Genomic DNA, 25,887 nt, shown 5'->3' on the forward strand with positions numbered 1-25,887 from the left:
TGGCACGCTGGACTTGCCGGGGCCTGAACGCTAGCGTGGCAGGGATTTTTTGCCAGCAGGGGCTTCCATGAACCACGACGCTGCGCCCAAGCAGCTCACCTTCCGCGCAGTGGCCCTGGCCATCGTGCTGGCGGTGGTGCTGTCGGCCGCAAACGCCTACCTCGGTCTGTTCGCAGGCCTGACCATCGCCACCGCCATTCCCGCCGCGGTGATTTCCATGGGCGTGCTGCGCCTGCTGGGCGGTGGCTCGATCCTGGAGAACAACATCGTGCAGACCGGCGCTTCGGCCGGTTCGTCGATCGCCGCCGGTGTCATCTTCACCATCCCGGCGCTGGTCATCATGGGCTACTGGCCGGACTTCAAGTACTGGTGGGTGCTGGGCATCGCCGGCCTGGGCGGCCTGCTGGGCGTGCTGTTCTCGGTGCCGCTGCGCCGTTCGATGATCGTCGAGGATCCGCTGCCGTTCCCCGAAGGCAAGGCCGCCGCAGAAGTCCTCAAGGCCGGTGAGAACCCCGGCCCGGGCCTGAAGATCCTCGGCCTGTCGGCCGTCATCGGCGCCTTCGTCAAGCTGGCCGCCGAAAGCGGCCTGCGCCTGATCCCCGATGCCTGGTCGACCTCGGCTTACGTCGGCAGCTCCAAGATCACCGCCTTCATCGGCACCAACCTGTCGCCGGCCCTGCTGGGCGTGGGCTACATCGTCGGCCTCAACGTCGGCATCGTGGTGGTGTCCGGCTCGATCCTGACCTGGCACATCGCCATCCCGATCTACCAGGCGTTCTTCATGAACACCGATCCGGCGCTGGCCGCGTCGGTTGCCACTGCGTCGTCCACCGAAGCGGCGTTCGCCATCTGGGGCGCCAAGATGCGCTACCTCGGCGTCGGCGCGATGCTGATCGGCGGCATCTGGACCCTGATCTCGCTGCGCAAGTCGCTGCTGAACGGCGTCAAGAGCGGCTTTGCCGCCGCGCGCAAGAGTGGCGGCCCGGTGCTGGCCCACACCGAACGCGACCTGCCGATGAAGTGGATGCTGGTGGCCCTGGTGGTCTTCGTGCTGCCGCTGCTGGCCCTGTACCAGGCCATCGTCGGCCAGTGGCACGTGTCGATCCCGATGACCCTCATCATGATCGTCGCCGGCTTCCTGTTCGTGTCGGTCTCGGCTTACCTGGCCGGCCTGATCGGTTCGTCCAACAACCCGGTCTCGGGCATCACCATCTCCACCATCCTGTTCGCTTCGGCCGTGCTGGTGGTGCTGCTGGGCGCCGACGGCCTCAAGCCGGTCGGTGCCGGCGGTGCGCCGCTGGGTGCGGTGGCCGCGATCATGATCGGCGCGGTGGTCTGCTGCGCCGCCGCGGTGGGCGGTGACAACCTGCAGGACCTCAAGGCCGGCTACATCGTCGGTGCCACCCCGTGGAAGCAGCAGCTGATGCTGGGCATCGGCGCGTTCTCGTGCGCGCTGATCATGGCCCCGGTGCTGAACCTGCTGGCCACCGCCTACGGCATCGGCGTGAAGTCCGAGCTGCATCCGAACGCGCTGGCCGCCCCGCAGGCCAACCTGATGGCCTCGGTGGCCAAGGGCCTGTTCGGTGGCGAACTGCCGTGGACCTTCATCGGCATCGGTGCCGTGGTCGGTGCGGTCATCATCGCCTTCGACAGCTGGCTGAAGTCGCGCAATGCGCGCTTCCGCGTGCCGGTGCTGGCCGCCGCCATCGGTATCTACCTGCCGCTGGAACTGATGGTGCCGATCTTCCTCGGTGGCCTGATCGCCTACCTGGTCGAGCGCTTCCACAAGGTGCGTGGCGATGACGAGGAAGGCCGCGACCGCGTGCACAAGCCGGGCGTGCTGTTCGCCGCCGGCCTGATCACCGGCGAGGCCCTGATGGGTATCGCCATCGCCGTGCCGATCGTGGTCAGCAGCCGCGCCGACGTGCTGGCCCTGCCGTTCCACCTGCCGGCCGCGCAGTGGTTCGGCCTGGCCGTGCTGTTCCTGGTGGGCTGGCTGATCTACCGCACCGGCAAGCGCGCCATGGCGTAACGCCGTGCCCATGTAGAGCCGAGCCTGTGCTCGGCTGCCTTGGCAAACCGCGCTACGGCGCGGTTTGCTTTTTCTGGCGGCGCGGCGACCCCGGCCGGGCTGCCATGACCGATGGCCTTGGCAGCCCCGGCCGCACGGGCCTACCATCGGTCTTTTGCCGTCCTGCGGAGACCCCGATGAAACTGCGTCATGCCCTGCTGCCACTGAGCCTGCTGGCCGCCCTGCCCAGCGTTGCCGCTGCCCGTGGCCTGGAGATCCGCGACATGGTGGCCATGGACCGCGTTTCGGCGCCGGTGCTGACCGCCGACGGCGGCACCGTGGTGTTCGCCAAGCGCAGCACCGATGCCAACCTCAAGGCCAGCACCGCGCTGTTCGCGCGCAACCTGCGCACCCGCGATGCGGCACCGCCGAAGCAGATCACCCCGGCCGGCTGGAACGTCAATTCGGCATCGCTGTCGGCCGATGGCCAGACCGTGTATTTCCTGAGCGCCAAGAACGGCAGCCAGCAGCTGTACGCGCAGCCGATCAGTGGCGGCACGCCGCGCCAGCTGACCGATTTCCCGGTCGACGTGGACAGCTACCACGTGTCGCCGCAGGACGACCGCGTGCTGTTCAGTGCCGGCGTGTTCCAGGCCTGCGCCTCGGACCTGGCCTGCACCGAGAAGAAGCTGAAGGACACGAAGGACGCCAAGGCCAGTGGCCAGGTGTGGGATTCGCTGTTCGTGCGCCATTGGGACACCTGGAACGATGGCCGCCGCAACACGCTGTTCGTGGCACCGCTGCCGGCAGGCAAGGCCGGTGCGGTGAAGGGCGCTTCGGCGCTGAGCGCGACCATCGACGGTGATGCGCCGTCCAAGCCGTTCGGTGGCAACGATGATTTCGCGTGGTCGCCGGATGGCGCCAGCGTGGTCGCCAGCATCCGCGTGGCCGGCAAGCAGGAGCCGTGGTCGACCAACTTCGACCTGTACCGCTTCGACGCCGCCGGCAAGCAGGCGCCGGTCAACCTGACCGCCGCCAACCCGGCCTGGGATGCCGGCCCGGTGTTCAGCGCCGACGGCAAGACCCTGTTCTACCGCGCGATGAAGCGCCCGGGTTTCGAGGCCGACCGTTTCGGCCTGATGGCGATGGACCTGGCCAGCGGCAAGACCCGCGAGATCGCCCCGCAGTGGGATCGCTCGGCCGGCGGCATCACCCTGTCCGCTGACGGCGCCAGCATCTACACCACCGCCGATGACCTCGGCGAGCACCCGCTGTTCCAGATCGACGTGGCCAGCGGCAAGGCCACCCGGCTGATCGGCGACGGCAGCGTGACCGCGGTCGACGTGGCCGGCAACAGCGTGGCGATCACCCGCAACAGCCTGAAGAGCAACGACCAGGTGCTGGTCGGCCTGCTGCCGGCCGCCGGCGAAGCCATCGGCGAGCTGCGCGCGCTGACCCCGGCCGCCGGAGACGTGCTGAAGGATGTCAGCTTCGGCGACTACGAACAGTTCGAGTTCAAGGGCTGGAACAACGACACCGTGCACGGCTACGTGGTCAAGCCGCACAACTACCAGGAAGGCAAGTCCTACCCGGTCGCGTTCCTGATCCACGGCGGCCCGCAGGGCAGCTTCGGCAACGGCTGGAGCTACCGTTGGAACCCGCAGACGTACGCGGGCCAGGGCTACGCAGTGGTGATGATCGACTTCCACGGCTCCACCGGCTACGGCCAGGCCTTCACCGATGCGATCAGCCAGCACTGGGGCGACCGCCCGCTGGAAGACCTGCAGAAGGGCTGGGACGCGGCGCTGAAGAAATATTCCTTCCTCAACGGCGACAAGGCCTGCGCGCTGGGCGCCAGCTACGGCGGCTTCATGGTCAACTGGATCGCCGGCAACTGGAACAGCCCGTTCAAGTGCCTGGTCAACCACGACGGTGTGTTCGACCAGCGCATGATGGGCTACGCCACCGAAGAACTGTGGTTCACCGAGTGGGAGCAGGGTGGTACCCCGTACCAGAAGGCGGCGAACTACGAGAAGTTCAACCCGGTCAACCACGTGGCTGACTGGAAGAAGCCGATCCTGGTCATCCACGGCCAGCAGGACTTCCGTATTCCGGTTGAGCAGGGCCTGGCCGCGTTCACTGCGGCGCAGCGCCAGGGCATCGAATCGAAGTTCCTGTACTTCCCGGATGAGAACCACTGGGTGCTGAAGCCGAACAACAGCATCCTGTGGCATGACACCGTCAACGCCTGGCTGAAGCAGCACATCGGCAATTGATGACTGCAGCGCCGCCCTTCGGGGCGGCGTCCTGCTTTCTGTAGAGCCGAGCCCTGCTCGGCTGCTCTGCCCTCCTTCCACCAACAGCAGCCGAGCATGGCTCGGCTCTACACGAGCGCCTGCATGCCTTCGACCGCCCTGATCCAGAACGACATCGTCGTGTTCGGTTTGATCGCCGCCACCCTGGGCGCCGTGTTCTGGACCGCCTCGCGCGAGCAGGGGCTGTGGAAGCGCTTCTACACCTTCGTGCCGGCGCTGCTGCTGTGCTATCTGCTGCCGGGCATCTACAACACCGTCGGCCTGATCGACGGGCAGAACACCCAGCTCTACAACCCGGTGGCGCGCGACATCCTGCTGCCGGCGGCGCTGATCCTGCTCACCCTGGCAGTGGACATCAAGGGCATCCTGCGGCTGGGCCCGAAGCTGGTGCTGATGTACCTGGGCGCGTCGGCCAGCATCATGCTCGGTGCGGTGGTGGCCTTCCTGCTGATGCGCGCCGTGCATCCGGAAACCGTGGCCGGCGATACCTGGGCCGGCATGGCCGCGCTCGCCGGCAGCTGGATCGGCGGCGGCGCCAACATGCTGGCAATGCGTGAGGTATTCGATGTCAACGCCACCACGTTCGGCCAGTTCGCGGTGGTCGATGTCGGCGTGGGCTATGTGTGGATGGCGGTGCTGATCTTCCTGGCCGGTCGCGCGGCGAAGATCGACGCGCGCAGCGGCGCCGATACCTCGGCCATCGATGAACTGAAGGAGCGCATCGCACGCTTCCAGGCCGAGCACGAACGCATCCCCAGCCTGACCGACCTGATGCTGATCGTCGCAGTGGCCTTTGGTGGCGTCGGCCTGGCCCATGCCATCGGCGCGCCGCTGGCAGCGTGGTTCAAGGCGAACGTCAGCTGGGCCGCGCAGTTCAGCCTGGATGCGCCGTTCGTGTGGGTGGTGGTGTTGTCCACGACGCTCGGCCTGGGCCTGAGCTTCACCCGCGCGCGCACGCTGGAGGGCGCCGGCGCATCGCGGCTGGGGTCGTTGCTGCTGTATTTCCTGATCGCCTGCATCGGCATGCAGATGGATCTGCTGGCGCTGCTGGACCGGCCGTGGCTGTTCCTGCTCGGGCTGATCTGGATCGCCGTGCACATCGTGCTGCTGTGGTGCCTGGGCAAACTGTTGAAGGTGCCGTTCTTCTACTTTGCCATTGGTTCGCAATCGAACATCGGCGGGCCGGCGTCGGCGCCGGTGGTGGCGGCCGCGTTCCATCCCGCGCTGGCGCCGGTGGGCGTGCTGCTCGGCACGATGGGCTATGCCACCGGCACGTACCTGGCCTACATCGTCGGCATCACCCTGCGCGCGTTGGCAGGGCAGGGCTGATCCAGCGGTAGCGCCCGGCCATGCCCGGCGAGCCGCATCGCGGCGGCAGGCGTTACGCCACCGGCAATCCGCGTTCAACCAACCATGCTTTCGCGTCTTCGGCGTCGTGCTCGAACCACGCCTTCGTCGACCCCAGCCGATACGTATAGCCCCACGCATCCATGTCGGCCATCAGCTGTTCGCTGCCGACGCCCGGCAGGTGCCCGGCCAGCACGATCTGCAGGTAGCAGGTGGCGTCTTCCTCGGGTACCGAGTCGGTGGCATCGGTATGCACCTGCGCACGCCGCTCCGGCGGCAGCACGATCAGGTGGCAGGCTTCGTGCAGCATCGAGTGCACGGGCGTGTCATCGCGCACGTAGACGTCGCTGGCGATGATCCCGGCCTCAGGCTCGCCCCAGTAACTGCCGGGAATCGGCGCGCCGGCGGCAACGTGGTGCAGGCGCAGGTCATGCGCCGCCAGCAGGCGCTGCGCATCGGCGAAGGCGATATCGCCAACGCGGGTGACGTTCGGTTCGGGCGTGGTGTCGGTCATGCGGGTCATGCAGCCCCGCCCATGCAGGCACGGGCGGGGCAGGGCGTCAGGGTTTGTCCGGGCCTTCCGGCAGCGCCACGGAGATGTCCAGCACGTCGTGCTGGCCATCCTTGACCAGATCCACCTTCACCGCATCGACGTCGATGTTGACGTACTTCTTGATCACTTCCAGCAGCTCGCGCTGCAGGAGCGGCAGGTAATCGGGACCGCCGCGGTTGCTGCGTTCCTGCGCAATGATGATCTGCAGGCGGTTCTTGGCGGTTTCGGCGGTGGTCTTCTTCGCTTTGAGGAAATCAAACAGGCCCATGCTTACCCTCCGAACAGCTTGCTGAAGAAGCCCTTCTTCTCGACGTTGGTGAAGCGCATCGGGCGTTCTTCGCCGAGGATGCGCGCGACGGCGTCGTCATAGGCCTGGCCGGCAGCCGACTCGGCATCCAGGATGACCGGCTCGCCCTTGTTGGAGGCGTTGAGCACGTCGCCGGACTCGGGGATCACACCGATCGCCTTCAGGCCGAGGACTTCCTCGACGTCGGCGATGCTGAGCATCTCGCCGCTTTCCACGCGCACCGGGGTGTAGCGGGTCAGCAGCAGGAAGGCCGGCACGTCCTGGCCGGACTCGGCCTTGTGGGTCTTGGAATCGAGCAGGCCGATGATGCGGTCCGAGTCGCGTACCGACGAGACTTCCGGGTTCACCACCACCACGGCGCGGTCGGCGAAGTACATCGCCAGGAAGGCGCCCTTCTCGATGCCGGCCGGGGAGTCGCAGATGATGAAGTCGAAGCCGTCGGCGGCCAGGTCCTTCAGCACCTTGCCCACGCCTTCCTGGGTCAGTGCGTCCTTGTCGCGGGTCTGCGAGGCGGCCAGCACGTAGAGGTTGTCGAAGCGCTTGTCCTTGATCAGGGCCTGCTTGAGGGTCGCTTCGCCGTGCACGACATTGACGAAGTCGTACACCACGCGGCGTTCGCAGCCCATGATCAGATCGAGGTTGCGCAGGCCGACGTCGAAGTCGATCACCGCCACCTTCTTGCCGCGCCGGGCCAGGCCGCAGGCCAGGCTCGCGCTGGAAGTGGTCTTGCCGACGCCGCCCTTGCCGGAGGTGACTACGATGATTTCAGCCAAAGGACTTCTCCTGATGATTCTGTTTGGGGGCTGCGTCAGTCCAGCGCAGCGATCTTGATCTGGTCCTGTTCCAGCCACACCTGCACGGCCTTGCCGCGCAGGGTGTCCGGGACATCGTCCAGTACCTTGTAGTGGCCTGCAATGGCGACCAGTTCCGCATGGAAATCACGGCAGAAAATGCGTGCCGCGGTGTTGCCCTGGGCCCCTGCCAGCGCGCGGCCGCGCAGGGTCCCGTAGATATGGATGCTGCCGTCGGCGATGACCTCGGCGCCTGCGCCGACGGTGGCCATCACGGTCAGGTCGCAGTTCTCGGCATACAGCTGCTGGCCCGAGCGCACGTTGCCCAGCTGCATGCGGCCCGGTTGCGGTGCGCTGGCGTCGGCCACCCTGGCCAGCGGCGTGGCCGGTGCCGGCTTCGGTTCGGCACGCACGGCACGACGCGGTTCGGCCGGCGGCGGCGGCGGTGGCGCCGGCGCCGGTTCGACGTCGGCACGCTCGTACTGCGCCCGGAACTTGGCCAGCAGCGGCAGGCCGAGCTGCTGCGACAGCAGGTCGACCGCGCTGGTGCCGTAGGCCAGCGCCACCGGCAGCACGCCGGCGCCACGCAGGCCATCCACCAGCGCCTGTGCCGTGGCCACGTCGGGCACCTGGCTCAACCCGCCAAAGTCCAGGATCACCGCCGCGCGACCGAACAGCTTCGGTGCACGGGTGACGCGCTCCTGCATTTCCTGCACGAGGCGTTCGACATCAAGGGTGCGGATGCGCAGGTTGGCGATGCCCACCTGGCCGATCTTCAGTTCACCGGCCTGTTCGTAATCGAAATTCACCGCCACGCTCAGGTCCCCGTCGGCCGTTGTGCCTGCGCCGGCAGCTGCCGGTCGCGCGCCCACGCAACATCGGGCAGCTTGCCCGCGTAGGTTTCGTGCACCCACGGATAGCTGCACAGTTCCTTGGCCAGCATGCTGGCGCGCACGTCCACCTGCGGCATGGTGTTCTGGCCCAGCTCGCGGAAGCCGAAGCTGCCGTGGAAGAGCAGGGCGGCGTCGGCGCCGTGGTCCAGGAACACCTCGCAGGTCATCTGCGGGTAGCGCAGTTCGGCAAAACTCTGTGCATCGGCATAGAACGCACGGCCGACGCCACCACCGCGGCGGCGGCTGGCGACCACGATGCGGTCGATATAGAAGAAGGGGGTGTCCAGCTGCTGCTTGAACCAGGCGAAATTGCTGCTGTCGTGCTGGCTGTCGCTGCCGAAGCCGATCAGGAAGCCGGCCAGGTTGCCGTCGCGCTCGGCGACGCGGAAATATTCAGCGGTTTCATAGAACAGGCGCAGGCGGTCGGCATCCAGCGGAAGGATGGCCAGGCCAGCGTTGTTGTTCAAAGCCAGGACGGAATCGAGCTCGTGCTCGCGCACGTCGCGGATGACAATCGACATTGTGACTCCGTGGGGTAACGCGGTTGGTCCAGCACAGGACCCTGCGCACGATTATTGCATGCCCGGGGTGGGCTGCGGCATGAACAGGGGATATGGCCAAACATGACTTTCGGCGCTTGGGCCCGCAGGCGCACAGGCTACGATGGGACATGCTGGCCCGACTGAACCACAATGCGATGCTGCGCTACTCCGGGCTGTTCACCTGGGGCACCGTCGGCCTTTGGCTCGCGATCTACCTGATCGACCCGGTCTCGCTGACCCTGGAGAGCCTGGACGGCGAGGCAGGCTACCGGATCATTCCCTGGGCCTCGGCCTACCTGGCCTTCGGCGTCGTGTACTGGGTACTGACCCGTTCGCTGGGCGAGAGCCGTCCGGGCTTCTTCGACCACGCCGCCCTGATCCTGCTGACCGGCTGCGCGATCGGGGTGAGCTATTTCTCCGGCACCGCGCTGGGCAGCATCCTGCTGATGGTCGTGGCCGGGCTGCTGCCATGGCTGCTGGGGCCGCGCATCGGCGTGGTCTGGCTGGTGGCCAGCAACCTGGCCGTGCTGCCGGTCTACATCCAGCCACTGGGCTTCCCGCCGGTCATCGCCGTGCTGCAGGCGGTCGGCTACATGGGCTTCTCCAGCTTCGTGTTCGTCATCGCCCTGGTCGCCCGTCGCCAGGCCGAGGCGCGCGAGGAGCAGCGCCGCCTGAATGCCGAGCTGCGTGCCACCCGCGCCCTGCTGGCCGAGAGCGCGCGGGTCAATGAACGCACCCGTATTTCGCGCGAACTGCATGACCTGCTGGGCCACCAGCTGACCGCGCTGACCCTGAACCTGGAGGTGGCCGGGCACCTGGCCGAAGGGCAGGCGCTGGACCACGTGAAGCGCTCGCACACCCTGGCCAAGCTGTTGCTGGGCAACGTGCGTGAAGTGGTCAGCCAGCTGCGCGAGACCGGCGCGATCGACCTGGCCGCGGCGCTGCGCCCGCTCACCGAGAACGTGCCCTCGTTGGACATCCAGCTGGAGATCGAGGAGCCGCTGAACGTGGAGGACCCGCAGCGGGCCCACGTGCTGCTGCGCTGCACCCAGGAGATCATCACCAATACCGTGCGCCACGCCAGCGCCCGCCACCTGTGGCTGCGGGTGTACCGTGAGGCCCCGGACCTGGTCGTGGTCGAGGCCCGCGATGACGGTGTCGGTGCGGAAACGGTCAATGTGGGCAATGGCTTGCGCGGCATGCGCGAGCGCCTGCAACAATGTGGCGGCCAGCTGCAGGTGGAGACCCGCCCCGGAGAGGGCTTCCGGCTGCGGGCCGCGGTGCCGGCCACGGTTCTGGCCGCCCTTACCCAGGTTCCTGAAGGAGTGCGTTGATGATTCGCGTCTGCCTGGTCGATGACCAAACCCTGGTGCGGCAGGGAATCCGCTCGCTGCTGGCGCTCGACGACGGCATCGAAGTGGTGGCCGAAGCGGCCGATGGGCGCCAGGCGGTCGAGCTGATCCCGCAGATCCGTCCGGACGTGGTGCTGATGGACATGCGCATGCCGGTGATGTCCGGGCTGGAGGCGCTGCAGGTGCTGTCGCGGCAGGAACAGTTGCCGCCGACCATCATCCTCACCACCTTCGACGACGACCAGCTGGTGCTGGCCGGGCTCAAGGCCGGGGCCAAGGGCTACCTGCTCAAGGACGTGACCCTGGCGCAGCTGGTCGGCGCCATCCGCACGGTGGCCGAGGGCGGCTCGCTGGTGCAGCCGGCGGTGACCCAGCGCCTGCTGTCCGGGCTGGAGCACATGCGCAACGACTTCGTCAGCCTGGACCGTCCGGATCCGCTGACCGACCGTGAAACCGAGATCCTGCGGCTGATGGCCAGCGGTTTCTCCAACAAGGAGATCGCCAATTCGCTGGGGGTCGCCGAAGGAACGATCAAGAACCACGTATCCAACATCCTCTCCAAGCTGGGCGTACGTGACCGTACGCGCGCGGTCCTGAAAGCGTTTGAACTCCAGCTGGTCTGAGGAAAATCCTTTTGCGACAAAGACTTGGGGCATTGCGCAGGCCCAGGCGCCGGTAGGCCCCCTACATGCCGGGTACGCGGATGCGGTACCCTTGGAATTCTTTGTCCATACAAATGCGCTGCCGGCACGGAAACCGGTGCGCCAATCCCGATAACCAATGCCCGCGAAGCCTGCTAGGATTGGCGCTTCGCTTCAATCAACCCGGCCGTGGGATCGGCCCCGGAGACTCTCTGAATGACCCGTATTATCGAGTTCCTGATCGCCTTGGGGATCGTGGCTGGCCTGTTCGTCATCATTGGCGTGTGTCTGCCGGGCGAGCGTCACATCACCGAAAGCATCGAGACCAACCGCAAGATGACGATCGTGTACGACACGGTCAGCAGCCTGCGCCGCTTCAAGGACTGGAACCCGCTGGTCCTGCGCGATCCCGCCGTTGAACTGAAGCTGTCCGGCCCGGCCTCCGGCGTCGGCGCCACCCTCGACTTCAACTCCAAGGAGCTGGGCACCGGTTCCTGGAAGATCACCGAAGCCGAAGAGAACAAGCGTGTTGTGATCGCCATCGACGACGCCACCAAGGGTCACGACAAGGTCAGCACCTTCACCCTCGAGCCGACCGGCAAGGGCGGTCGCAACGTCAAGATCACCCAGGACTACTCGGTGAAGTACGGCTTCGACCTGTTCGGCCGCTACGCCGGTCTGTATGTCAGCCGCCAGATCGGCGATGACATCAAGATGGGCCTGTCGCGCATGGCGAACATGCTGGCCACCGTGCCGAACGTCGACTACCGCACCGCCGAGGCGCCGCTGACCGATCTGGGCATCGTCGATGTCCCGGCCGAGGATCTGCTGGTCGTCACCGCCGGCAACGTCGACCGCGGCCAGGATTCGATCACCAAGTCCATCAAGGACAACCAGGAATGGATCAAGCGCGTGATCGAGGCCAATGGCCTGGAAGCCGCTGGCCCGCTGCGCATCATCACCACCGATTTCGGCGCCGAGAAGTACGCCTTCGACATCGCCCAGCCGGTGAAGAAGAAGGGTGCTGAAGCGCCGGCCGCCGAAGCGATGACCGTCAAGATCGACGGTGGCGCCCCGGTCAAGTACGTCCGTGTGGCTCCGCACCGCTCGGCGCATGCGGCCTACACCGGCCACATGGCCGGCCTGGATGTCGCCCGCAACGCCCTGCGTGCATGGGCCGTGACCTCGGGTAACGAAGTCATCGACCGTCCGTACGAAACCTGGAAGGACGGCGTGGACAAGTCGTTCACCCCGGAAGCGACCTACGACATCTACTGGGCCGTCAAGTAAGCCTCGGCTGACCCATGTAGTGTTGGACACGAAAACGCGCCGCTTCCTGCGGCGCGTTTTTTTTTCATCCCGTGCCCGGCAGCGGGCACTGCGCAAGGAGCAGTCATGTTCAATCACGAACGACGCGCGCGGAAACCCTCCCTGCTGGCCTGCCTGGGCGCCCTGCTGGCGGCGGCCTCGATCGGGCTGTCCGCCTATGCGGCCCATGGCGTGGCCGATCCACTGGCGCAGCAGCACCTGAACATGGCCGCGCTGTACGCCTTCGCCCACGGTGCGGTACTGGTGGCGATCGGGCCGCGCGCACAGGGGGTCATCGCGCATCTGGCGCTGTATGTGCTGCTGCTGGGCGTGCTGCTGTTCTCCGGCAGCCTGGCCGGTGGGGCGCTGTGGCAGTGGCCGACGCGGCTGGCGCCGGTGGGCGGCACCACGCTGATGGCGGGCTGGGTGGTGCTGGCGGTCAATGCGCTGAGGCGCTGAGGCGGCCACAGATCCCTGCGATGCGGGGATCTGTCGGCGGCGCAGGGGGCCTCAGCCGTTGGCCGGCGCCCAGCACCAGTGCCACGGTTCGTAAACGATCCCGTGCGGGTTGTCGCGTGGGTAGCTCAGGCGGAAACCATGCTGCCCGGCGTTGGCCTGCAGCCAGGCGAACGCCGCGGTCGCCTCGAAGGTTTCCTCGGCCGGTGCGTCGCCCGGCGTGCCGATGTCCAGTGCATGGCCGCTGTGGTGTTCGCTGAAGCCGGGCGCCGCATTGACCTTCAGAATGTCCGGCACGTGCTGCCCGCGGGCCAGCTTGCGCTCGAAAATGCCCAGCTGGTACGCATGGCTGCGGAAGCCGGAAATGGCATCGAGCGCGATCCCTTCGCGCGCGGCGTGCTGGCGCATCCGCCGCCATCCCTGCGCGGCGCCGCGGCGCAGCCACAGCGGGCGGCCGAAGCGGTCACGCCCGGCAAAGTGCAGCAGGCAGGGCTCGGCTTCCAGCGGCAGGCCGCTGTCCTCGGCGTAGCGCTGTGCGTCCAGGCCCAGCTGCTGCAGGCGCTGCTGCAGGCCGGCCAGCGGCAGCCACTGATCGTCCAGCGTCGCGGCGAAGGGCCGTGCACGGGTGTGCTCCAGCAGCGCAAGGGCCGCTTCCACGCCGGGTTCGCGCGGCAGCCGCGGCACCAGGGAATGCACACCGTGCGCCAGCACCGCTGCCAGATAACGGCCATCGTGCTTGCGCCGCAGTACCCAGCGCGCGCGCGCCAGCAGGCGGGCATCCAGGTTGCTGCGCGCGCGCAGCAGATGGGCCGGCCACAGTTCGATGGCCTCGGTATTGATCAACAGCGGCGCGGTGCGGTGCATCGGCCCAGCTTACTGCCGTGCAGCGGTGGCGGCCACCTTGCGCAATGCCTCCAGCAGCGCCTGCGGCTGTTCCAGGCTGAGCAGCAGGGCGCTGCCACCGCGTACCGGAATCACCAGCGTGCGTGCGCGGTCGGTGACCAGCGCAAAGCCCTTGCCGCCGCCCTGCAGGCGGAAGTGCCCGGAGTAGAAGCCGGGCATGCTGTAGCCGTTGGTCTTGAAACGGATGCCGTAACGGCGGTCCCGGCCGAGATCGACCACCTCGGCCTGGTCCAGCAGCAGATCGGCGACCGCGGTGCGGCGCCGGTACAGCGTCGAGCGCACGTCCAGCACGCCGCCTGCCAGTTCCACCCGGCGACGGAAGAACGACACGCCCAGCCCGGCACCGATCAGCACGATCACCGCCATGCTCCACGCAGCGCTGCCGCCCATCAGGAAGAACGGCGGGGTCAGCGTGATCTCGATCCATGGCGCGTTGCTGCGGTTGTCATGCAGCTGCGCCCAGGCGCCGATGCCCAGCACCGCCAGCACCGGCAGCAGCACCCACAACACCCGCAGCGGCGAGCTTTCGGCAACATCGAAGGCTTTCGGATCACTGCCGCTCATCGTTGTGCTCCGATCCAGCGCGCCACGTCGGCGATCAGCTGGGGATCCACATGGCCGGCGCTGGCGTATTCCTTCAGCGAGCTCGGGCCGCTGCCGGCCACGCCGATGTGGTTCAGCGCGGGATAGGCCTGCCATTGCACGTCACTGCGGTTGCCCAGAGCGTCCTTCCAGAGCTTCCAGTCCGTATCGGGCACCTGGAAATCGCGGCCGCCATGCAGCATCAGCAGCGGCATGTGCAGGGCCTGCGCATCGGCACGCGCATTGACCGCCTCGATGCTCTTCCAGAACGACTGGGGCACGCCCAGCGGAAGCTCGGCGGCCGCGGCCGGCGCGCTGCCGCGTGCGGCGGCGATCTGCCGGTCCAGCGTGTCCAGGAAGGCCTGTTCGGCGGCGCTGATACTGCCGTCCAGCGACAGCAGATAGCGGTTCTGCTCGGGCAGCAGGTCCAGCAGGCTACGTGCCGGTGCCGCCCACAGGATCGCGCCACGCGCCTGCGGCCAGCGGCTGGCGATGCGCGGGGCGAGCATGCCGCCCTGGCTGTGGCCCAGAACGAACACGCGGCGGCTGTCGATGCGCGCATCGGCTGCCAGCGCAGTCAGCGCCGCCACCGCATCGTCGGTGGTTTCGTCGTCGACGCTGAAGCTGCCGCTCTGGAAGTCCTGCGGGCGGGCCTGTGTCCGCTTGTCGTAGCGCAGCACCGCAATGCCCTGCGCGGCCAGGCCGCGGGCGAGGTCCAGGAACGGGCGGCTGCCGCCGATGGTCTGGTCACGGTCCTGCGGGCCCGAGCCGTGCACCAGCAGCACCGCCGGGAAGGGGCCGTTGCCCTTGGGCACGGCCAGCGTGCCGGGCAATGCGCCCCGCGCCTGCGGGATGCTGAAATCGGCTTCGCTGTAGCGGGCATCGGCCGGCGGTGGCGGCGCCTTGGCCGGCGGAGCAGGGCGCAGCAGCAGGCCGGCCACCTTGTCCTGCGCGTCCACCGCGACCTGCGCGATCACCGCGCCGGTGGCGAACGTCAGCGGCACTTCCACCAGGTGCATGCCCTGCTGTTCGCTGCTGCGCGCGGGGCCGCGCTGCTGCAGTTCGCCCAGCGACTGCCACAGGACCTGCAGCCTGTCGGCGGGCACGGCCGTGGCCATCTGCGCGGTCAGCATCGCTTCGGCATCGGCACTGCGCCCGGCCTGCAGGTGGTCCAGCAGCTGCGACGCGACCTGCTGCGGCTCGGCCGCCAGCGCGGTACCAGCCAGCAGCGACAGCATGCTGGCCAACAGGGAACGGGACGTCCTCATCGTCACTGCTCCTTCTTGAACACCAGCATGGCCGGACGCAACGGCGCCGGGATGATGATGTTGACCAGTTCCCAGCCCAGCTGCCCCTGGCGGCTGAGTTCAGCCTGCACGTCTTCAGGCTTGAGCAGGCCCATCATCGTCGTGTTGACCTCGATGGTCTGGTAGCTCCAGCGCTTGCTCATTCCTTGTCCTCCGGTGACGGTTTGGGTTTGGGTAGGCGTCCTGCCTTGCGCAGCGCATCGCGCAGTACGTATTCGATCTGCGCGTTGAGGCTGCGCAGCTCATCGTCCGCCCAGCGCTGCGCCGCGGCCAGCACCTCGGCGTTGATGCGCAGCGGATAGGCCTTCTTTTCGCTCATGCAGGCTCCTGGCGGGGCGGTGGGGCGCCCCGTTGCGAGGGTGGCTCAGTACAGCGAGCCGGTGTTGACGACCGGCTGGGTGCCGCGGTCCGAGCACAGCACGGTCAGCAGGTTGCTGACCATGTGTGCCTTCCGCTCCTCATCCAGCTGCACCACGCCGTTCTTCTGCAGTTCGGCCAATGCCATTTCGACCATGCCGACCGCACCGGCGACGATGCGCGTGCGCGCGGCGATCACCGCGTTGGCCTGCTGGCGCTGCAGCATCGCCTGGGCGATTTCGGCGGCATAGGCCAGGTGGCTGATGCGCGCATCGATCACCTGCACGCCGGCGTCGGCCAGGCGCTCGGCCAGTTCGTTCTTCAGGTGCTGGGAAATCTCGTTGGCGTGGCTGCGCAGGGCGAGCTGGCCATCCTCGTGCTGGTCGTAGGGATAGCTGGTGGCCATCGCGCGCAGCGCCGATTCGGACTGGATGTGCACGAAGCTTTCATAGTCGTCCACGTTGTAGACCGCCTCGGAGGCATCCACCACCTGCCAGACGATCACCGCGGCGATTTCGATCGGGCTGCCGTCCAGCTCGTTGACCTTCAGCTTGCCGCTTTCGAAGTTGCGCACGCGCTGGCTGACGCGGCGCTTGCTGTAGAAGGGGTTGTTCCAGCGCAGGCCGTTGTCCTTGACGGTGCCGATGTACTTGCCGAACAGGCTCAGGACCGCGGCCTGGTTGGGTTGCACGGTGTACAGGCCGGCCAGCGCGAACAGGGCCAGTGCGGCAACCAGCAGGCCGCCGAGCAGGAGCAGCAGGTTCGGCGCACCGGTGCTGGCCTTGGCCGCGACCCCGAGCACGAACAGCGCGCCACCGGCCAGCGCGACCAGCAGGGCGCCAGCCAGCGCGCCCAGGCCGTTGAGGGAGGAAAGCGACTTCTCTTTCATGGTCGTGCGTCCTTGAGGGCTCGATTGGAAGATATCAAATTGATATCAACCTGCAAGTGCCGTTCGTCGGCGGACCCGGGGGCGGACCGGCTAGAATGCCCACCCGCCTTCACATTGCTGCCGGACCCCCGCCATGGCCAAGCTTGGAACTCCGTTGTCTCCCGCCGCCACCCGCGTGCTGCTGCTGGGTTCGGGCGAACTCGGCAAGGAGGTGGCCATCGAGCTGCAGCGGCTGGGCGTGGAAGTGATCGCCGCCGACCGCTACGCCGACGCCCCGGCCATGCAGGTCGCGCACCGCGCGCATGTGATCGACATGCTGGATGCGATGGCGCTGCGCGCGCTGATTGCCCAGGAACAGCCCCACCTGGTGGTGCCGGAGATCGAGGCCATCCACACCGAGACCCTGGTGCAGCTGGAACAGGAGCAGGGCCTGCGGGTGATCCCGACCGCGCGTGCCGCGCGCCTGACCATGGACCGCGAAGGCATCCGCCGCCTCGCGGCCGAGACCCTGGGCCTGCCGACCTCGCCGTACCGTTTCGTGGACACCGAAGCCGAGTACCGTGCCGCGGTGGCCGCGATCGGCCTGCCGTGCGTGGTCAAGCCGGTGATGTCGTCCTCGGGCAAAGGCCAGAGCACCCTGCGCAGCGAGTCGGACATCGCGCCGGCCTGGGAGTACGCGCAGACCGGCGGCCGTGCCGGTGCCGGCCGCTGCATCGTCGAAGGCTTCATCGATTTCGATTACGAGATCACCCTGCTGACCGTGCGCCACGCCGGCGGCACCGCGTTCTGCGCGCCGATCGGCCACCTGCAGAAGGATGGCGATTACCGCGAAAGCTGGCAGCCGCAGCCGATGACGGACAAGGCGCTGGCGCGTGCGGAAGAAATCTCGCGTGCGATCACCGACGACCTCGGCGGCTGGGGCCTGTTCGGTGTCGAGCTGTTCGTGAAGGGCGACGAAGTGTGGTTCAGCGAAGTGTCGCCGCGCCCGCACGACACCGGCCTGGTGACCCTGGTGTCGCAGGAACTGAGCGAGTTCGCGCTGCATGCGCGCGCCATCCTCGGCCTGCCGATTCCGCTGATCCGCCAGAGCGGCGCGTCGGCCTCGTGCGCGCTGCTGGCGCATGGCGAGGGCGTGCCGTACTTCAACAACGTCGCCGCCGCCCTGCAGGTACCGGATACCGCCGTGCGCCTGTTCGGCAAGCCGAGCGTGCACGGCCACCGCCGCGTCGGCGTGACCCTGGCGCGGGCCGAGACCATCGACGAAGCCCGCGCCATCGCCCGTGATGCCGCCGAAGCCATCGGCGTCGAACTGCGCCCGTGAAAAGGTAGCGCCGGGCCATGCCCGGCGGCTTTGCGTGTGTGCAACGGGGCCTGCAAAAACCGCCGGGCAGGGCCCGGCGCTACCGGGTTATTTCACGTCCACCCACACCAGGTGGTGGTCGCTGCCGTCGGCGATCTTCGCTTCCGGGCTTTCATTGGCCGGCCAGAACACGCCGCTGCCGATGTACTCGAAACCGGTCGAGGGCAGCACGTAGTCCAGCCGCATGGTGCCCGCCTTCGGGCCGAAATCGCCGGTGGCGTGGAACGGTGCGCCCCTGCGCGCGATGCCCTTGGCCGCATAGGCCAGGCTGGTCTGTTCGGCGCCGACGCTGCGCGGGGTGGGGTAGCGCAGCACGCGGGCGTTCTCGATCAGCTCGACGATCGCCTCATGGCGGCCATCGCCGTCGACCGGGTCGTTGTTGAGGTCGCCTAGGAGCACGAAGCGCGCATCCTGGGCCAGGCCGCCGCAGTGGCCCTTGTCATCGCACAGCCAGGGCTTGTCGCCGGCCGACAGATATTCCTGCCACAGCCGCAGTTCGTCGTGGTTGCGCGCGGCATTGCGCTTCTCCGGGCCGTCGAACACCGGCGGCGTCGGGTGCGAGACCAGCGCATGCACCACGCCGGCCGGGGTCTTCACCGGCACGTCCCAATGCGACTTCGACGACAGCCGCAGCTGCGACCACACCGCATCGTTGTAGAAGCTCTTGCCGGTGCGCGGATCGACCGGACGGATCGCACCGGGCATCGCGCTCCACTTCAGCAGCTGGAAGCTGCGCACCTTGGCTTCGTCGATCGGGTAGCGCGACAGCACCAGCATGCCGTACTGGCCCGGGTGCAGGCCGTAGCCCCACGCATCGTTGCCGCGGCTGCGGCCTTCGCCGCCGACCACGCCGTTGTTGTCCAGGTCCAGGCCGCTGGGCACGCCGGTGTTGACCGGGGCCAGGTAGCGGTAGGCGAAGTGCAGCGGCTTGCCACCGCCCGGCTGGGCCACTTCCAGGTAGCGCTTCTGGAACAGGTCGGCGGCGCGATGGGCGTCGTCGAAGTCGAATTCGTTCAGCAGCACCAGGTCCGGGCGCACCTGCTGCAGCACCGCAGCGATCTTGCGTGCGTGCTCGCTGTCGCCTTCCAGTTCCTTGATCAGGCCACCGGCGTCATCGGAGTACAGCGAGGTGTTGTAGGTGGCCAGGCGCAGCGCAGCGGACGGCTTTTCGGTCATCGCGGGGGACGTGGCGAAGGCAGGGGCGGTGGCGCCGCAGAGCAGGGCCAGGGCGAGGATCAGGGGATGGCGGCGGGTCATGTTCATGGGCCGTATTGTGCACCCGGCCCGGTGTCAGCGGTTTGTCAGCGCCCGTCCAGATCATTGTCGAAATCGTGCCAGCGGCGGCCATCGTAGGCTTCCAGCGGATGGAAGCGGCGCTTGTAGTCCATCTTCCGGTGGCCACGGATCCAGTAGCCCAGGTACACGTGTGGCAAGCCCTCGCGACGCGCCCACTCGATCTGCTGCAGGATCGCGAAGGTGCCCAGCCCGCGCGCGGCGTGGTCCGGGTCGAAGAAGGTGTAGACCGCCGACAGTCCGTGTTCGGTCACGTCGGTCACCGCCACCGCCAGCAGCTGGCTGGGCTGGCCATCGTGGCCGGGCAGGCGCATCTCCATGAAGCGGGTATGCGACCAGCTGCCGATCAGGAACTGTTCGAACTCGTGCGGCCCGTGGTCGTCCATCCCGCCGTTGGCGTGGCGATGGGCCAGGTAGCGGTGATAGAGCGCGAACAGGTCATCGCGCGCGGTCGCCGCAGTGATGCGCACTTCCAGGTCCGCATTGCGCGTGGCGCAGCGGCGCTGGCTGCGGTCGGGCGCGAAACGGGCGACCGGGATGCGCACCGCCACGCAGGCGTGGCACTGGGCGCAGTGCGGGCGGTAGACCAGATCACCGCTGCGACGGAAGCCCCAGCTCAGGGCCAGCGGGTACAGCCCGCCGAGGCGGCGATCATGCGGGTCCAGCACCAGATCGCGCGCAACGCGATCGGGCCAATACCCGCAAGGGTGCTCGCCGGTCTGGAACAGTCGCAGTTCGTCGTCTCTGTCGCCGTGTATCGCCATTGGCACAGCATAGCGCCAGCCTGTCGCAGCGGCGGCGACTGTCCGCCGGATGAACGGAACCGGCCGCTGCGTCAACCGGCGTCGCGGCCGGGCGTTGTTGTCCCCTGAGGGTGAACTGATCACCCCGACGCAATTTCCATCCCCAGGAGTGACCCCATGATCCGTACCCCCCTGCTGCTGGCCCTGCTGCTCGGCACCTCTGCTTCCGGCATCGCCCTGGCCGCCGATGCCCCGACCGCACCGGCACCGCGTCCGGCCAAGCTCGACAGCAACGGCGATGGTGTCATCGACCGTAGCGAAGCGGCCGCCAACCCCCGCCTGGCGGCGGCGTTCGACACGCTGGACAAGAACAAGGACGGCAAGCTCTCGCGCGATGAGATGCCGCGCTGGAAGCACGGCCGCCGCGGTGGTCATGGCGGCGAGCGCTGGGCGAAGCTGGACGCCAACAAGGACGGCCGCATCAGCCGCGACGAAGCCAAGGCCGACCCGCGCCTGGCCGAGCGCTTCGACCAGCTGGATGTGAACAAGGATGGTTACCTGGACAAGGCCGACCGCGAACTGCGCAGGAAGCAGCATCGTGACGCCTGGTTCGCCGCGGCCGATAGCAACCGGGATGGCCAGCTGAGCAAGGCCGAATTCGATGCGGCCAAGGGCCCGATGCACCGTGGCCCGCGCCATGGCGCCGCACCGAAGCCGCAGCGCTGAGTGTCGCTGCGATGATCGACGACAACGCCGGCGTACTGCCGGCGTTGTCCGTTACAGGGGGGCGTTGAGCCTCACCACGTAGGTATAGGCGACGGCGGCAGTGACGATCAGGTTCACCGCGATCATGCCGGTCAGGCCGTACATGGATTCGTACTTCCAGTTGACCCCGGTGCGGCCACGCCGGGCGGCATCACGGGCGAGCATCGGTGCCATGATCCGTCGCAGCGGCACCAGGCACTGGTAGTTGATCACCGCCAGGCCCAGTGCCAGCACCAGCAGCTGCGCCCACACCGGCGCCTGCAGCAGCACGGCGAACAGGATGACCAGGCACCAGCCCAGGCTGGTGCCGGTGCTGAGGTTGACGAAGCGGCGGACCTGCAGCTGCTCGGCCGCGGTCTCTGCATAGGACAACAGGAATCGCCCACCGAGATAGCTGCCGAGCGCGCCCCCGACGACGCCGCCGATGATCGCGCCCCAGCTCGATGCAGGCAGCATCTGCAGCTGGCCCAGGGTGGCGGTCAGCGAGCCCAGCGCGGTGCCGCCGGCAACGCTGGCGCCGCCAAGGCCGAGCTTGCTGCCGCCCACGCCGACACCGGTGCCGAGCAGGATCGCGGCGCTGGCCGTACCGGGCGCGGCCACCAGCACCATCGAGACCACCGTGGTGGCGAACGCGGCGCTGGGTGCGCTGCTGCGGGCGAATTCGCCGAAGCGCTGCAGCAGCCCATCGCGCACCTGCGTGCGGGCGCGCGACAGGCGCTTGCGCACGGCGCCATCGCTGAGCCCGAGCAGGTCGGCGACCTGCTGCGAACGCTGGCCTTCCCGGTAGTACAGCAGCAGCACTTCGCGGCTGTCGGCGGGCAGGGCGGAGATGATGTCTTCGGCCGCGATTTCCTCTTCCAGCCGCTGCAGGCGGTCGGCGGCGCCCGGGGCCGGGTCGGCGGCCATGCCCAGTGCCAGTTCGGCAGCCTCGCCACTGAGCGGGCGGCCGCGCTGGGCGCGCAGCCAGTCGCGGGCAAGGTTGCGGGTGATCTGCCGCAGCCACGGCAGGAAACTGGTGGCGCTGCGCAGCTGGTGCAGCTGCTGCCAGCCCTTCACGAAGGCTTCCTGGGCGATGTCCTCGCTGGCCTGGCGGTCACCGGTGATGGCCAGGGCGATGGCGGTGACCGTGTTCTGGCAGGCCAGCACGATGCGGCCATACGCGTGCTGGCAGCCGCGGCTGGCAGCGGGCAGTTCGCGTTCCAGGGTCTGGTCGATCGATGCGGCGAACGTCGTCATGGCGGCGGCTCTCCTGCGGGGATTGTGTCCCATGACGGAGCGGCGCGCGAAGTGTGACCGGGAGTCGTCACGGTAGCGCCGGGCCATGCCCGGCGGCGCTTCCACAAAGCGCAACGGCCGCTGATGCACGCCGCTGCGCTCGCCGGGCATGGCCCGGCGCTGCCGCACCCGGCTACTTCGCAGGCTGGATGCGGACCCGCACTTCCTCTTCTTCCGGCGCGGCGGGCTGCGGCTGCTGTGGCTGGGCCTGCGGCGCCGGGGCAGGGGCCGCCGGTGCCGGGGCGCCGCGGTGGCGCAGGCCGATCACCAGGGCGACACCGGCAATCACCACCAGCAGCGCGATGCGGATGCGCCATGCCCAGCCACGACCGCCCCCGGCGGCCGGTGCCTCGTCGCGGAAGGCGAATTCGGCGGTCGGGTGGTCACGGCGGGTGGTGTCGAGCAGGCGCGCCTCGCGCAGGATCTCGCGCGCTCGCGGCTGGTCGTCGGCGCGCACGATCCATACCGCCGGATAGGCGCTGGCGTTGCCCAGGTCGGTATAGCTGAACTGGCCACGGCGACGGGTCTTGTACGAGCGCCCGTTGGTCACCTTGACTTCGATGCCATGGCCACGCAGGAGCTCGGCCACGCCTTCGACGGTTTCCACGCGCTGGCTGCTGAAAATCTGCCGCATCGGATCAATCCTTGGCCGGCACGGCGGCCGCTGCTGCCTGGTCTGGAACCACGCGGATCAGGCCTTCCTGCGCGGTGCTGGCGACCAGCACGCCGTCGCGGGTGAAGAACTGGCCGCGGGCCAGGCCACGCGAATCCTGCGCACTGGGGCTGTCCAGCGAATACAGCAGCCACTCGTCGGCACGGAACGGACGGTGGAACCAGATCGCATGGTCCAGCGAGGCCATCTGTACGTGCGGGTGGTAGTAGCTGATGCCGTGCGGGAAGGTGGCCGTCCCCAGCAGGTGGAAGTCCGAGGCATAGGCCAGCAGGGCCTGGTGCAGCTCGGGAGCGTCGCCGACCGGTTCGCTCAGGCGCAGCCACACCTGGTGGTAAGGCGGGCGCTTGGGCGGGTTGAGTTCATCGCGCGGGTACACATGGCGGAACTCGAACGGGCCGCCGCGCGACAGCCAGCGCTGTACCTTGATCGGCAGGCGTTCCAGCACCTCGGCCGGCAGGGGGCGGTTCGGCTCGATGTCTTCCGGCTGCGGCACTTCGGGCATCTTGTGCTGGTGCTCGGCACCGGATTCGGCCTGCTGGAACGAGGCTGCACAGAAGAAGATCACCTTGCCGTGCTGGATCGCGGTGACCCGGCGCACCGAGAAGCTGCCACCGTCCCGGGTACGGTCCACGTCGTACACGATCGGGTGGTCGATGTTGCCGGCGCGCAGGAAGTAGGCGTGCAGCGAATGCACGTGGCGGCCATTGTCGACCGTGGCCTGCGCCGCAGCCAGGGCCTGGCCCAGCACCTGCCCGCCGAACACGTACTTGGTGCCGATATCGCGGCTCTGCCCGCGGAACAGGTTGTCCTCCAGCCGCTCCAGGGTGAGCAGGTCGATCAGCTCGGAGACGACGGGTTCGGGCGTGTCGTTCAAAGGGGCGGCCACAGCAATGAAGAGAGCCCGATTATACCGGTGCAGGCCGCCCCATCATCGCTCGTGCCGGGCGCTGGCCGGCAGCCGGCGGCCGGTGCGACCGGTTACTTGCCCAGCCGGGCGACCAGCGCGTGCAGGGCATGCTGCGCATCGGGGGCGAACCAGGCCTCGACGAAGCGGTCCAGCTGGATCAGGTCCGGATGCAGCGCCTCATGCAGCTCGGCGCGGGCGATGGCGCGGGTCAACAGCATCGGCTGTCGCGGCTGCTTCAGCAGCGTCTGCAGCCACGCGACCGCGCGTGCGACCACCAGATCGCCCTCGGCCAGCTCATCGACCAGGCCGATCTGCAGGGCCTGCTCGGCCGGCACCAGTGCGCCGGTGCTGAGCAGGACACTGGCGCGGTGCACGCCCACGGCGCGGCGCAGCAGGCGCTGGATGCCTTCCGGAGCGACCAGTCCCACCTGCACCTCGTTCAGGCCGATCGCATAGGGTCGCGCCGGGTCGGCACTGCGTGCCATCACCCGGTAATCGCAGCACAGGGCCAGCACGCAGCCGCCGGCCGGCGCATGCCCGGTAATGGCGGCGACCACCGGAATGCGGCACTCGGCCAGCGTGCGTACCGCACCGAAGAACGCATTCCAGCTGTCCAGCAGCTTGCGCGCATCATCCCCGTGCGAGAGCAGGTGCGGCACGTCCATGCCCCCGGTGAACACCCGCTCGCTGCCGGACAGCACGATGCCGTGCACATCCTCGGCCATGGCCTGCTCGATGGCATGGATCAGCTGCCGGCACAGTTCGGTGTCCAGCGCATTGACCGGCGGGCGCGCCAGGCGCAGTTCGCGGATGGGGCCGTGGTTGAACACCTCGATGAGCGTCGTCATGCTGCGGTCTCGTTGCGGAGAAGGAACCTGGACGATGATAACCAAACCATTCGTTGCCGTATTGTTGATGATGTGTGCGGGCGCAGCATCGGCGGCAGCCGCTGCGCCGGCCTGCGTCACCGTGCAGCAGGGCTGGGCGCGGCTGCCGCCGAACCCGGCGATGCCGATGACCGCCGGTTACGGCGTGATCCACAACGGCTGCAGCAAAGCGGTGGCGATCATCGGGGCGACCAGCAGCCGCTTCGGCGATGTGTCGCTGCACGAGACCACGATCGTCGATGGGGTCAGCCGCATGCATGCGATCGAGCGCCTGCCGCTGGCGCCGGGGGCGCGCGCCGAACTCAAGCCCGGTGGCCTGCACCTGATGCTGATGGACGGCAGGAGCGCGCTGAAGGAAGGGCAGGCGGTGCCACTGCGGCTGCAACTGGAAGGCAATGGTGAAGCGGATGCGACATTGACCGTGCGCAGGACCGCACCCTGAGGCACTCCGTGTTCCGCCGGGCATGGCCCGGCGCTACCCAGGCTACCCGGCCGGACCACCCCCGGTAGCGCCGGGCCATGCCCGGCGGGCACGCATCACGGCCGGACCACCCCCGGTAGCGCCGGGCCATGCCCGGCGAGCACGCATCACGGCCAGACCACCCCCGGTAGCGCCGGGCCATGCCCGGCGGGACGGCAGGCTTACGACCAGTCGTACGAGAACAACACCGTGCGGCTTACCGGCTCGTACAGCATCACGATGGCATCAGCGCCGGCGGCGCACCAGTTGTAGCCGGCCACTTCGGCCACCGCAAAGAACTTGTTGCCATCGCGGCGGATGATCGCCCGTTCGGTATCGTCCGGCGCATCCCAGTCGTCGGCGGCTGCGGTGAACTGCAGCGTGAACGCCGGCGGCAGCTCGGTGGTTTCGATCCAGTTGCCGGTCGAAATCTGCCCGCCCAAGGTGTCCAGCCACGCCTGTTCGCCGGGCTCGCCATTGCCATAGCGCGAATAGCTGGCCAGCGTCCTGTGCTGCTGGAAATACGCCCTGGCCTTGGCATGGCTGTCGCGCATCTGCGCGATGTGCGCACGCGCGTCTTCATCTTGCACGGCATCGCCCTGGAAGTAGCCCTCGTTGCCGAGGAAGCGCATGCGGTTGTCGGCGGTCAGTTCGAACGCGATCCAGTTGGTGGCTGTGACCTCGTTGTGGTGATCTTCGGTGTGCTCGCCGATCAGCCCTTCATACGGTTCGATCGGGCACAGCATCGTCGCGACCTGGCCGGCCAGCTCCGGGCGCAGCACACCCAGGTCGATCTGCAGCAGCGGCAGCAGGTGCCGTGCCAGCCAGGCCTGGTCGGTGGGAAAGACATCGGTGGGGAAGGCGACCATGCCGGGCAGCAGGTCGCGCAGTTCGGTCAGGTGGATCATCTCAGTCCTTTGAACGGGAACGGTAGCGCCGGGCCAGGCCCGGCGGCTCGGTGCCGGCCGCG

Annotated in this window: 28 protein-coding genes; 10 read left to right on the forward strand and 18 right to left on the reverse strand. The window is 68.1% G+C overall.

Annotated features, from left to right (window positions below; genetic code table 11):
• The first annotated feature begins 67 nt into the window (after window positions 1-67).
• The 3 genes from Q5Z10_RS05860 (at window position 68) to Q5Z10_RS05870 (ending at window position 5,655) form a co-directional block, all read left to right on the forward strand.
• Window positions 68-2,032 carry an OPT family oligopeptide transporter gene (locus Q5Z10_RS05860; RefSeq protein ID WP_303638323.1) on the forward strand — a complete coding sequence of 655 codons (1,965 nt, stop codon included), beginning with the start codon at window positions 68-70 and terminating at the stop codon, window positions 2,030-2,032.
• 176 nt (window positions 2,033-2,208) lie between these two features.
• Window positions 2,209-4,287, forward strand: coding sequence for an alpha/beta hydrolase family protein (locus tag Q5Z10_RS05865; RefSeq protein ID WP_303638324.1), 2,079 nt, complete (start codon window positions 2,209-2,211; stop codon window positions 4,285-4,287).
• 123 nt (window positions 4,288-4,410) lie between these two features.
• On the forward strand, window positions 4,411-5,655 hold the full coding sequence (locus Q5Z10_RS05870) for a DUF819 family protein (protein ID WP_303638325.1): 1,245 nt from the start codon (window positions 4,411-4,413) through the stop codon (window positions 5,653-5,655).
• 52 nt (window positions 5,656-5,707) lie between these two features.
• Here Q5Z10_RS05870 and Q5Z10_RS05875 read toward each other — a convergent pair whose 3' ends face one another.
• The 5 genes from Q5Z10_RS05875 to Q5Z10_RS05895 are packed head-to-tail and all read right to left on the reverse strand — an operon-like array spanning window position 5,708 to window position 8,738.
• Window positions 5,708-6,187 carry a hypothetical protein gene (locus Q5Z10_RS05875; RefSeq protein ID WP_303638326.1) on the reverse strand — a complete coding sequence of 160 codons (480 nt, stop codon included), beginning with the start codon at window positions 6,185-6,187 and terminating at the stop codon, window positions 5,708-5,710.
• 46 nt (window positions 6,188-6,233) lie between these two features.
• Window positions 6,234-6,494 (reverse strand): cell division topological specificity factor MinE, encoded by a 261-nt coding sequence (gene minE / locus Q5Z10_RS05880; protein ID WP_004148073.1) that lies wholly within the window; start codon window positions 6,492-6,494, stop codon window positions 6,234-6,236.
• Between the two features lie 2 nt (window positions 6,495-6,496).
• Window positions 6,497-7,306, reverse strand: a complete 810-nt coding sequence (minD, locus tag Q5Z10_RS05885) for a septum site-determining protein MinD (protein WP_303638327.1) — start codon at window positions 7,304-7,306, stop codon at window positions 6,497-6,499.
• 35 nt (window positions 7,307-7,341) lie between these two features.
• Window positions 7,342-8,139 carry a septum site-determining protein MinC gene (gene minC / locus Q5Z10_RS05890; RefSeq protein ID WP_303638328.1) on the reverse strand — a complete coding sequence of 266 codons (798 nt, stop codon included), beginning with the start codon at window positions 8,137-8,139 and terminating at the stop codon, window positions 7,342-7,344.
• A gap of 2 nt (window positions 8,140-8,141) precedes the next feature.
• Window positions 8,142-8,738 carry a GNAT family N-acetyltransferase gene (locus tag Q5Z10_RS05895; protein ID WP_303638329.1) on the reverse strand — a complete coding sequence of 199 codons (597 nt, stop codon included), beginning with the start codon at window positions 8,736-8,738 and terminating at the stop codon, window positions 8,142-8,144.
• Between the two features lie 149 nt (window positions 8,739-8,887).
• Here Q5Z10_RS05895 and Q5Z10_RS05900 point away from each other — a divergent pair, with 149 nt between their 5' ends.
• The 4 genes from Q5Z10_RS05900 to Q5Z10_RS05915 all read left to right on the forward strand — a co-directional run bounded on the left by Q5Z10_RS05900 (window position 8,888) and on the right by Q5Z10_RS05915 (window position 12,519).
• Window positions 8,888-10,093 carry a sensor histidine kinase gene (locus tag Q5Z10_RS05900; protein WP_303638330.1) on the forward strand — a complete coding sequence of 402 codons (1,206 nt, stop codon included), beginning with the start codon at window positions 8,888-8,890 and terminating at the stop codon, window positions 10,091-10,093.
• Window positions 10,093-10,734 carry a response regulator gene (locus tag Q5Z10_RS05905; protein WP_117309795.1) on the forward strand — a complete coding sequence of 214 codons (642 nt, stop codon included), beginning with the start codon at window positions 10,093-10,095 and terminating at the stop codon, window positions 10,732-10,734. The genes Q5Z10_RS05900 and Q5Z10_RS05905 overlap by 1 nt, the downstream gene beginning before the upstream one ends.
• Window positions 10,735-10,968: 234 nt before the next feature.
• Window positions 10,969-12,042 (forward strand): polyketide cyclase, encoded by a 1,074-nt coding sequence (locus Q5Z10_RS05910; protein WP_303638331.1) that lies wholly within the window; start codon window positions 10,969-10,971, stop codon window positions 12,040-12,042.
• A gap of 105 nt (window positions 12,043-12,147) precedes the next feature.
• Window positions 12,148-12,519, forward strand: coding sequence for a DUF423 domain-containing protein (locus Q5Z10_RS05915; protein WP_303638332.1), 372 nt, complete (start codon window positions 12,148-12,150; stop codon window positions 12,517-12,519).
• 51 nt (window positions 12,520-12,570) lie between these two features.
• On the opposite strand, the gene Q5Z10_RS05920 is transcribed toward Q5Z10_RS05915, so the two are convergent.
• The 6 genes from Q5Z10_RS05920 to Q5Z10_RS05945 are packed head-to-tail and all read right to left on the reverse strand — an operon-like array spanning window position 12,571 to window position 16,554.
• Window positions 12,571-13,380: a M15 family metallopeptidase gene (locus tag Q5Z10_RS05920; RefSeq protein ID WP_303638333.1), complete on the reverse strand. Its 810-nt coding sequence runs from the start codon at window positions 13,378-13,380 to the stop codon at window positions 12,571-12,573.
• 9 nt (window positions 13,381-13,389) lie between these two features.
• On the reverse strand, window positions 13,390-13,983 hold the full coding sequence (locus Q5Z10_RS05925) for a PH domain-containing protein (protein ID WP_303638334.1): 594 nt from the start codon (window positions 13,981-13,983) through the stop codon (window positions 13,390-13,392).
• The gene (locus Q5Z10_RS05930) at window positions 13,980-15,269 is read right to left on the reverse strand and encodes an alpha/beta hydrolase family protein (RefSeq protein ID WP_303638335.1); all 1,290 of its coding nucleotides are present in this window, start codon (window positions 15,267-15,269) and stop codon (window positions 13,980-13,982) included. The genes Q5Z10_RS05925 and Q5Z10_RS05930 overlap by 4 nt, the downstream gene beginning before the upstream one ends.
• Before the next feature lie 2 nt (window positions 15,270-15,271).
• Window positions 15,272-15,451: a DUF4177 domain-containing protein gene (locus Q5Z10_RS05935; protein ID WP_303638336.1), complete on the reverse strand. Its 180-nt coding sequence runs from the start codon at window positions 15,449-15,451 to the stop codon at window positions 15,272-15,274.
• Window positions 15,448-15,627, reverse strand: a complete 180-nt coding sequence (locus tag Q5Z10_RS05940) for a type II toxin-antitoxin system antitoxin (RefSeq protein WP_005412615.1) — start codon at window positions 15,625-15,627, stop codon at window positions 15,448-15,450. The genes Q5Z10_RS05935 and Q5Z10_RS05940 overlap by 4 nt, the downstream gene beginning before the upstream one ends.
• 45 nt (window positions 15,628-15,672) lie before the next feature.
• Window positions 15,673-16,554, reverse strand: a complete 882-nt coding sequence (locus tag Q5Z10_RS05945) for an SPFH domain-containing protein (protein WP_303638337.1) — start codon at window positions 16,552-16,554, stop codon at window positions 15,673-15,675.
• A 133-nt stretch (window positions 16,555-16,687) separates the two neighbouring features.
• Here Q5Z10_RS05945 and purT point away from each other — a divergent pair, with 133 nt between their 5' ends.
• Complete coding sequence (purT, locus tag Q5Z10_RS05950; RefSeq protein WP_303638338.1) at window positions 16,688-17,875, forward strand: formate-dependent phosphoribosylglycinamide formyltransferase; 1,188 nt, start codon at window positions 16,688-16,690, stop codon at window positions 17,873-17,875.
• Between the two features lie 87 nt (window positions 17,876-17,962).
• Here the strand turns inward: purT and Q5Z10_RS05955 are convergent, their stop codons facing one another.
• Window positions 17,963-19,177, reverse strand: a complete 1,215-nt coding sequence (locus tag Q5Z10_RS05955) for an endonuclease/exonuclease/phosphatase family protein (protein ID WP_303638339.1) — start codon at window positions 19,175-19,177, stop codon at window positions 17,963-17,965.
• A gap of 38 nt (window positions 19,178-19,215) precedes the next feature.
• A complete protein-coding gene (locus Q5Z10_RS05960; protein WP_303638340.1) occupies window positions 19,216-19,971 on the reverse strand; it encodes an arginyltransferase in 756 nt (251 codons plus the stop codon).
• A gap of 156 nt (window positions 19,972-20,127) precedes the next feature.
• On the opposite strand from Q5Z10_RS05960, the gene Q5Z10_RS05965 reads away from it, so the two are divergent.
• The gene (locus tag Q5Z10_RS05965; RefSeq protein ID WP_303638341.1) at window positions 20,128-20,676 is read left to right on the forward strand and encodes an EF-hand domain-containing protein; all 549 of its coding nucleotides are present in this window, start codon (window positions 20,128-20,130) and stop codon (window positions 20,674-20,676) included.
• Between the two features lie 51 nt (window positions 20,677-20,727).
• On the opposite strand, the gene Q5Z10_RS05970 is transcribed toward Q5Z10_RS05965, so the two are convergent.
• The 4 genes from Q5Z10_RS05970 to Q5Z10_RS05985 form a co-directional block, all read right to left on the reverse strand.
• Window positions 20,728-21,951: an RNA polymerase sigma factor gene (locus Q5Z10_RS05970; RefSeq protein ID WP_303638342.1), complete on the reverse strand. Its 1,224-nt coding sequence runs from the start codon at window positions 21,949-21,951 to the stop codon at window positions 20,728-20,730.
• 172 nt (window positions 21,952-22,123) lie between these two features.
• Window positions 22,124-22,624: a pathogenicity-like protein gene (locus Q5Z10_RS05975; RefSeq protein WP_303638343.1), complete on the reverse strand. Its 501-nt coding sequence runs from the start codon at window positions 22,622-22,624 to the stop codon at window positions 22,124-22,126.
• A gap of 4 nt (window positions 22,625-22,628) precedes the next feature.
• A complete protein-coding gene (gene tesB / locus Q5Z10_RS05980; protein ID WP_440138079.1) occupies window positions 22,629-23,549 on the reverse strand; it encodes an acyl-CoA thioesterase II in 921 nt (306 codons plus the stop codon).
• A 92-nt stretch (window positions 23,550-23,641) separates the two neighbouring features.
• On the reverse strand, window positions 23,642-24,418 hold the full coding sequence (locus Q5Z10_RS05985) for an enoyl-CoA hydratase/isomerase family protein (RefSeq protein ID WP_303638345.1): 777 nt from the start codon (window positions 24,416-24,418) through the stop codon (window positions 23,642-23,644).
• A 34-nt stretch (window positions 24,419-24,452) separates the two neighbouring features.
• On the opposite strand from Q5Z10_RS05985, the gene Q5Z10_RS05990 reads away from it, so the two are divergent.
• A complete protein-coding gene (locus tag Q5Z10_RS05990) occupies window positions 24,453-24,899 on the forward strand; it encodes a copper chaperone PCu(A)C (RefSeq protein ID WP_303638346.1) in 447 nt (148 codons plus the stop codon).
• 200 nt (window positions 24,900-25,099) lie between these two features.
• Here the strand turns inward: Q5Z10_RS05990 and Q5Z10_RS05995 are convergent, their stop codons facing one another.
• On the reverse strand, window positions 25,100-25,825 hold the full coding sequence (locus Q5Z10_RS05995) for an enolase (protein ID WP_303638347.1): 726 nt from the start codon (window positions 25,823-25,825) through the stop codon (window positions 25,100-25,102).
• Between the last annotated feature and the right edge of the window lie 62 nt (window positions 25,826-25,887).

The sequence above is a fragment of the Stenotrophomonas sp. 704A1 genome (assembly GCF_030549525.1).
GTDB lineage: Bacteria > Pseudomonadota > Gammaproteobacteria > Xanthomonadales > Xanthomonadaceae > Stenotrophomonas > Stenotrophomonas tuberculopleuritidis.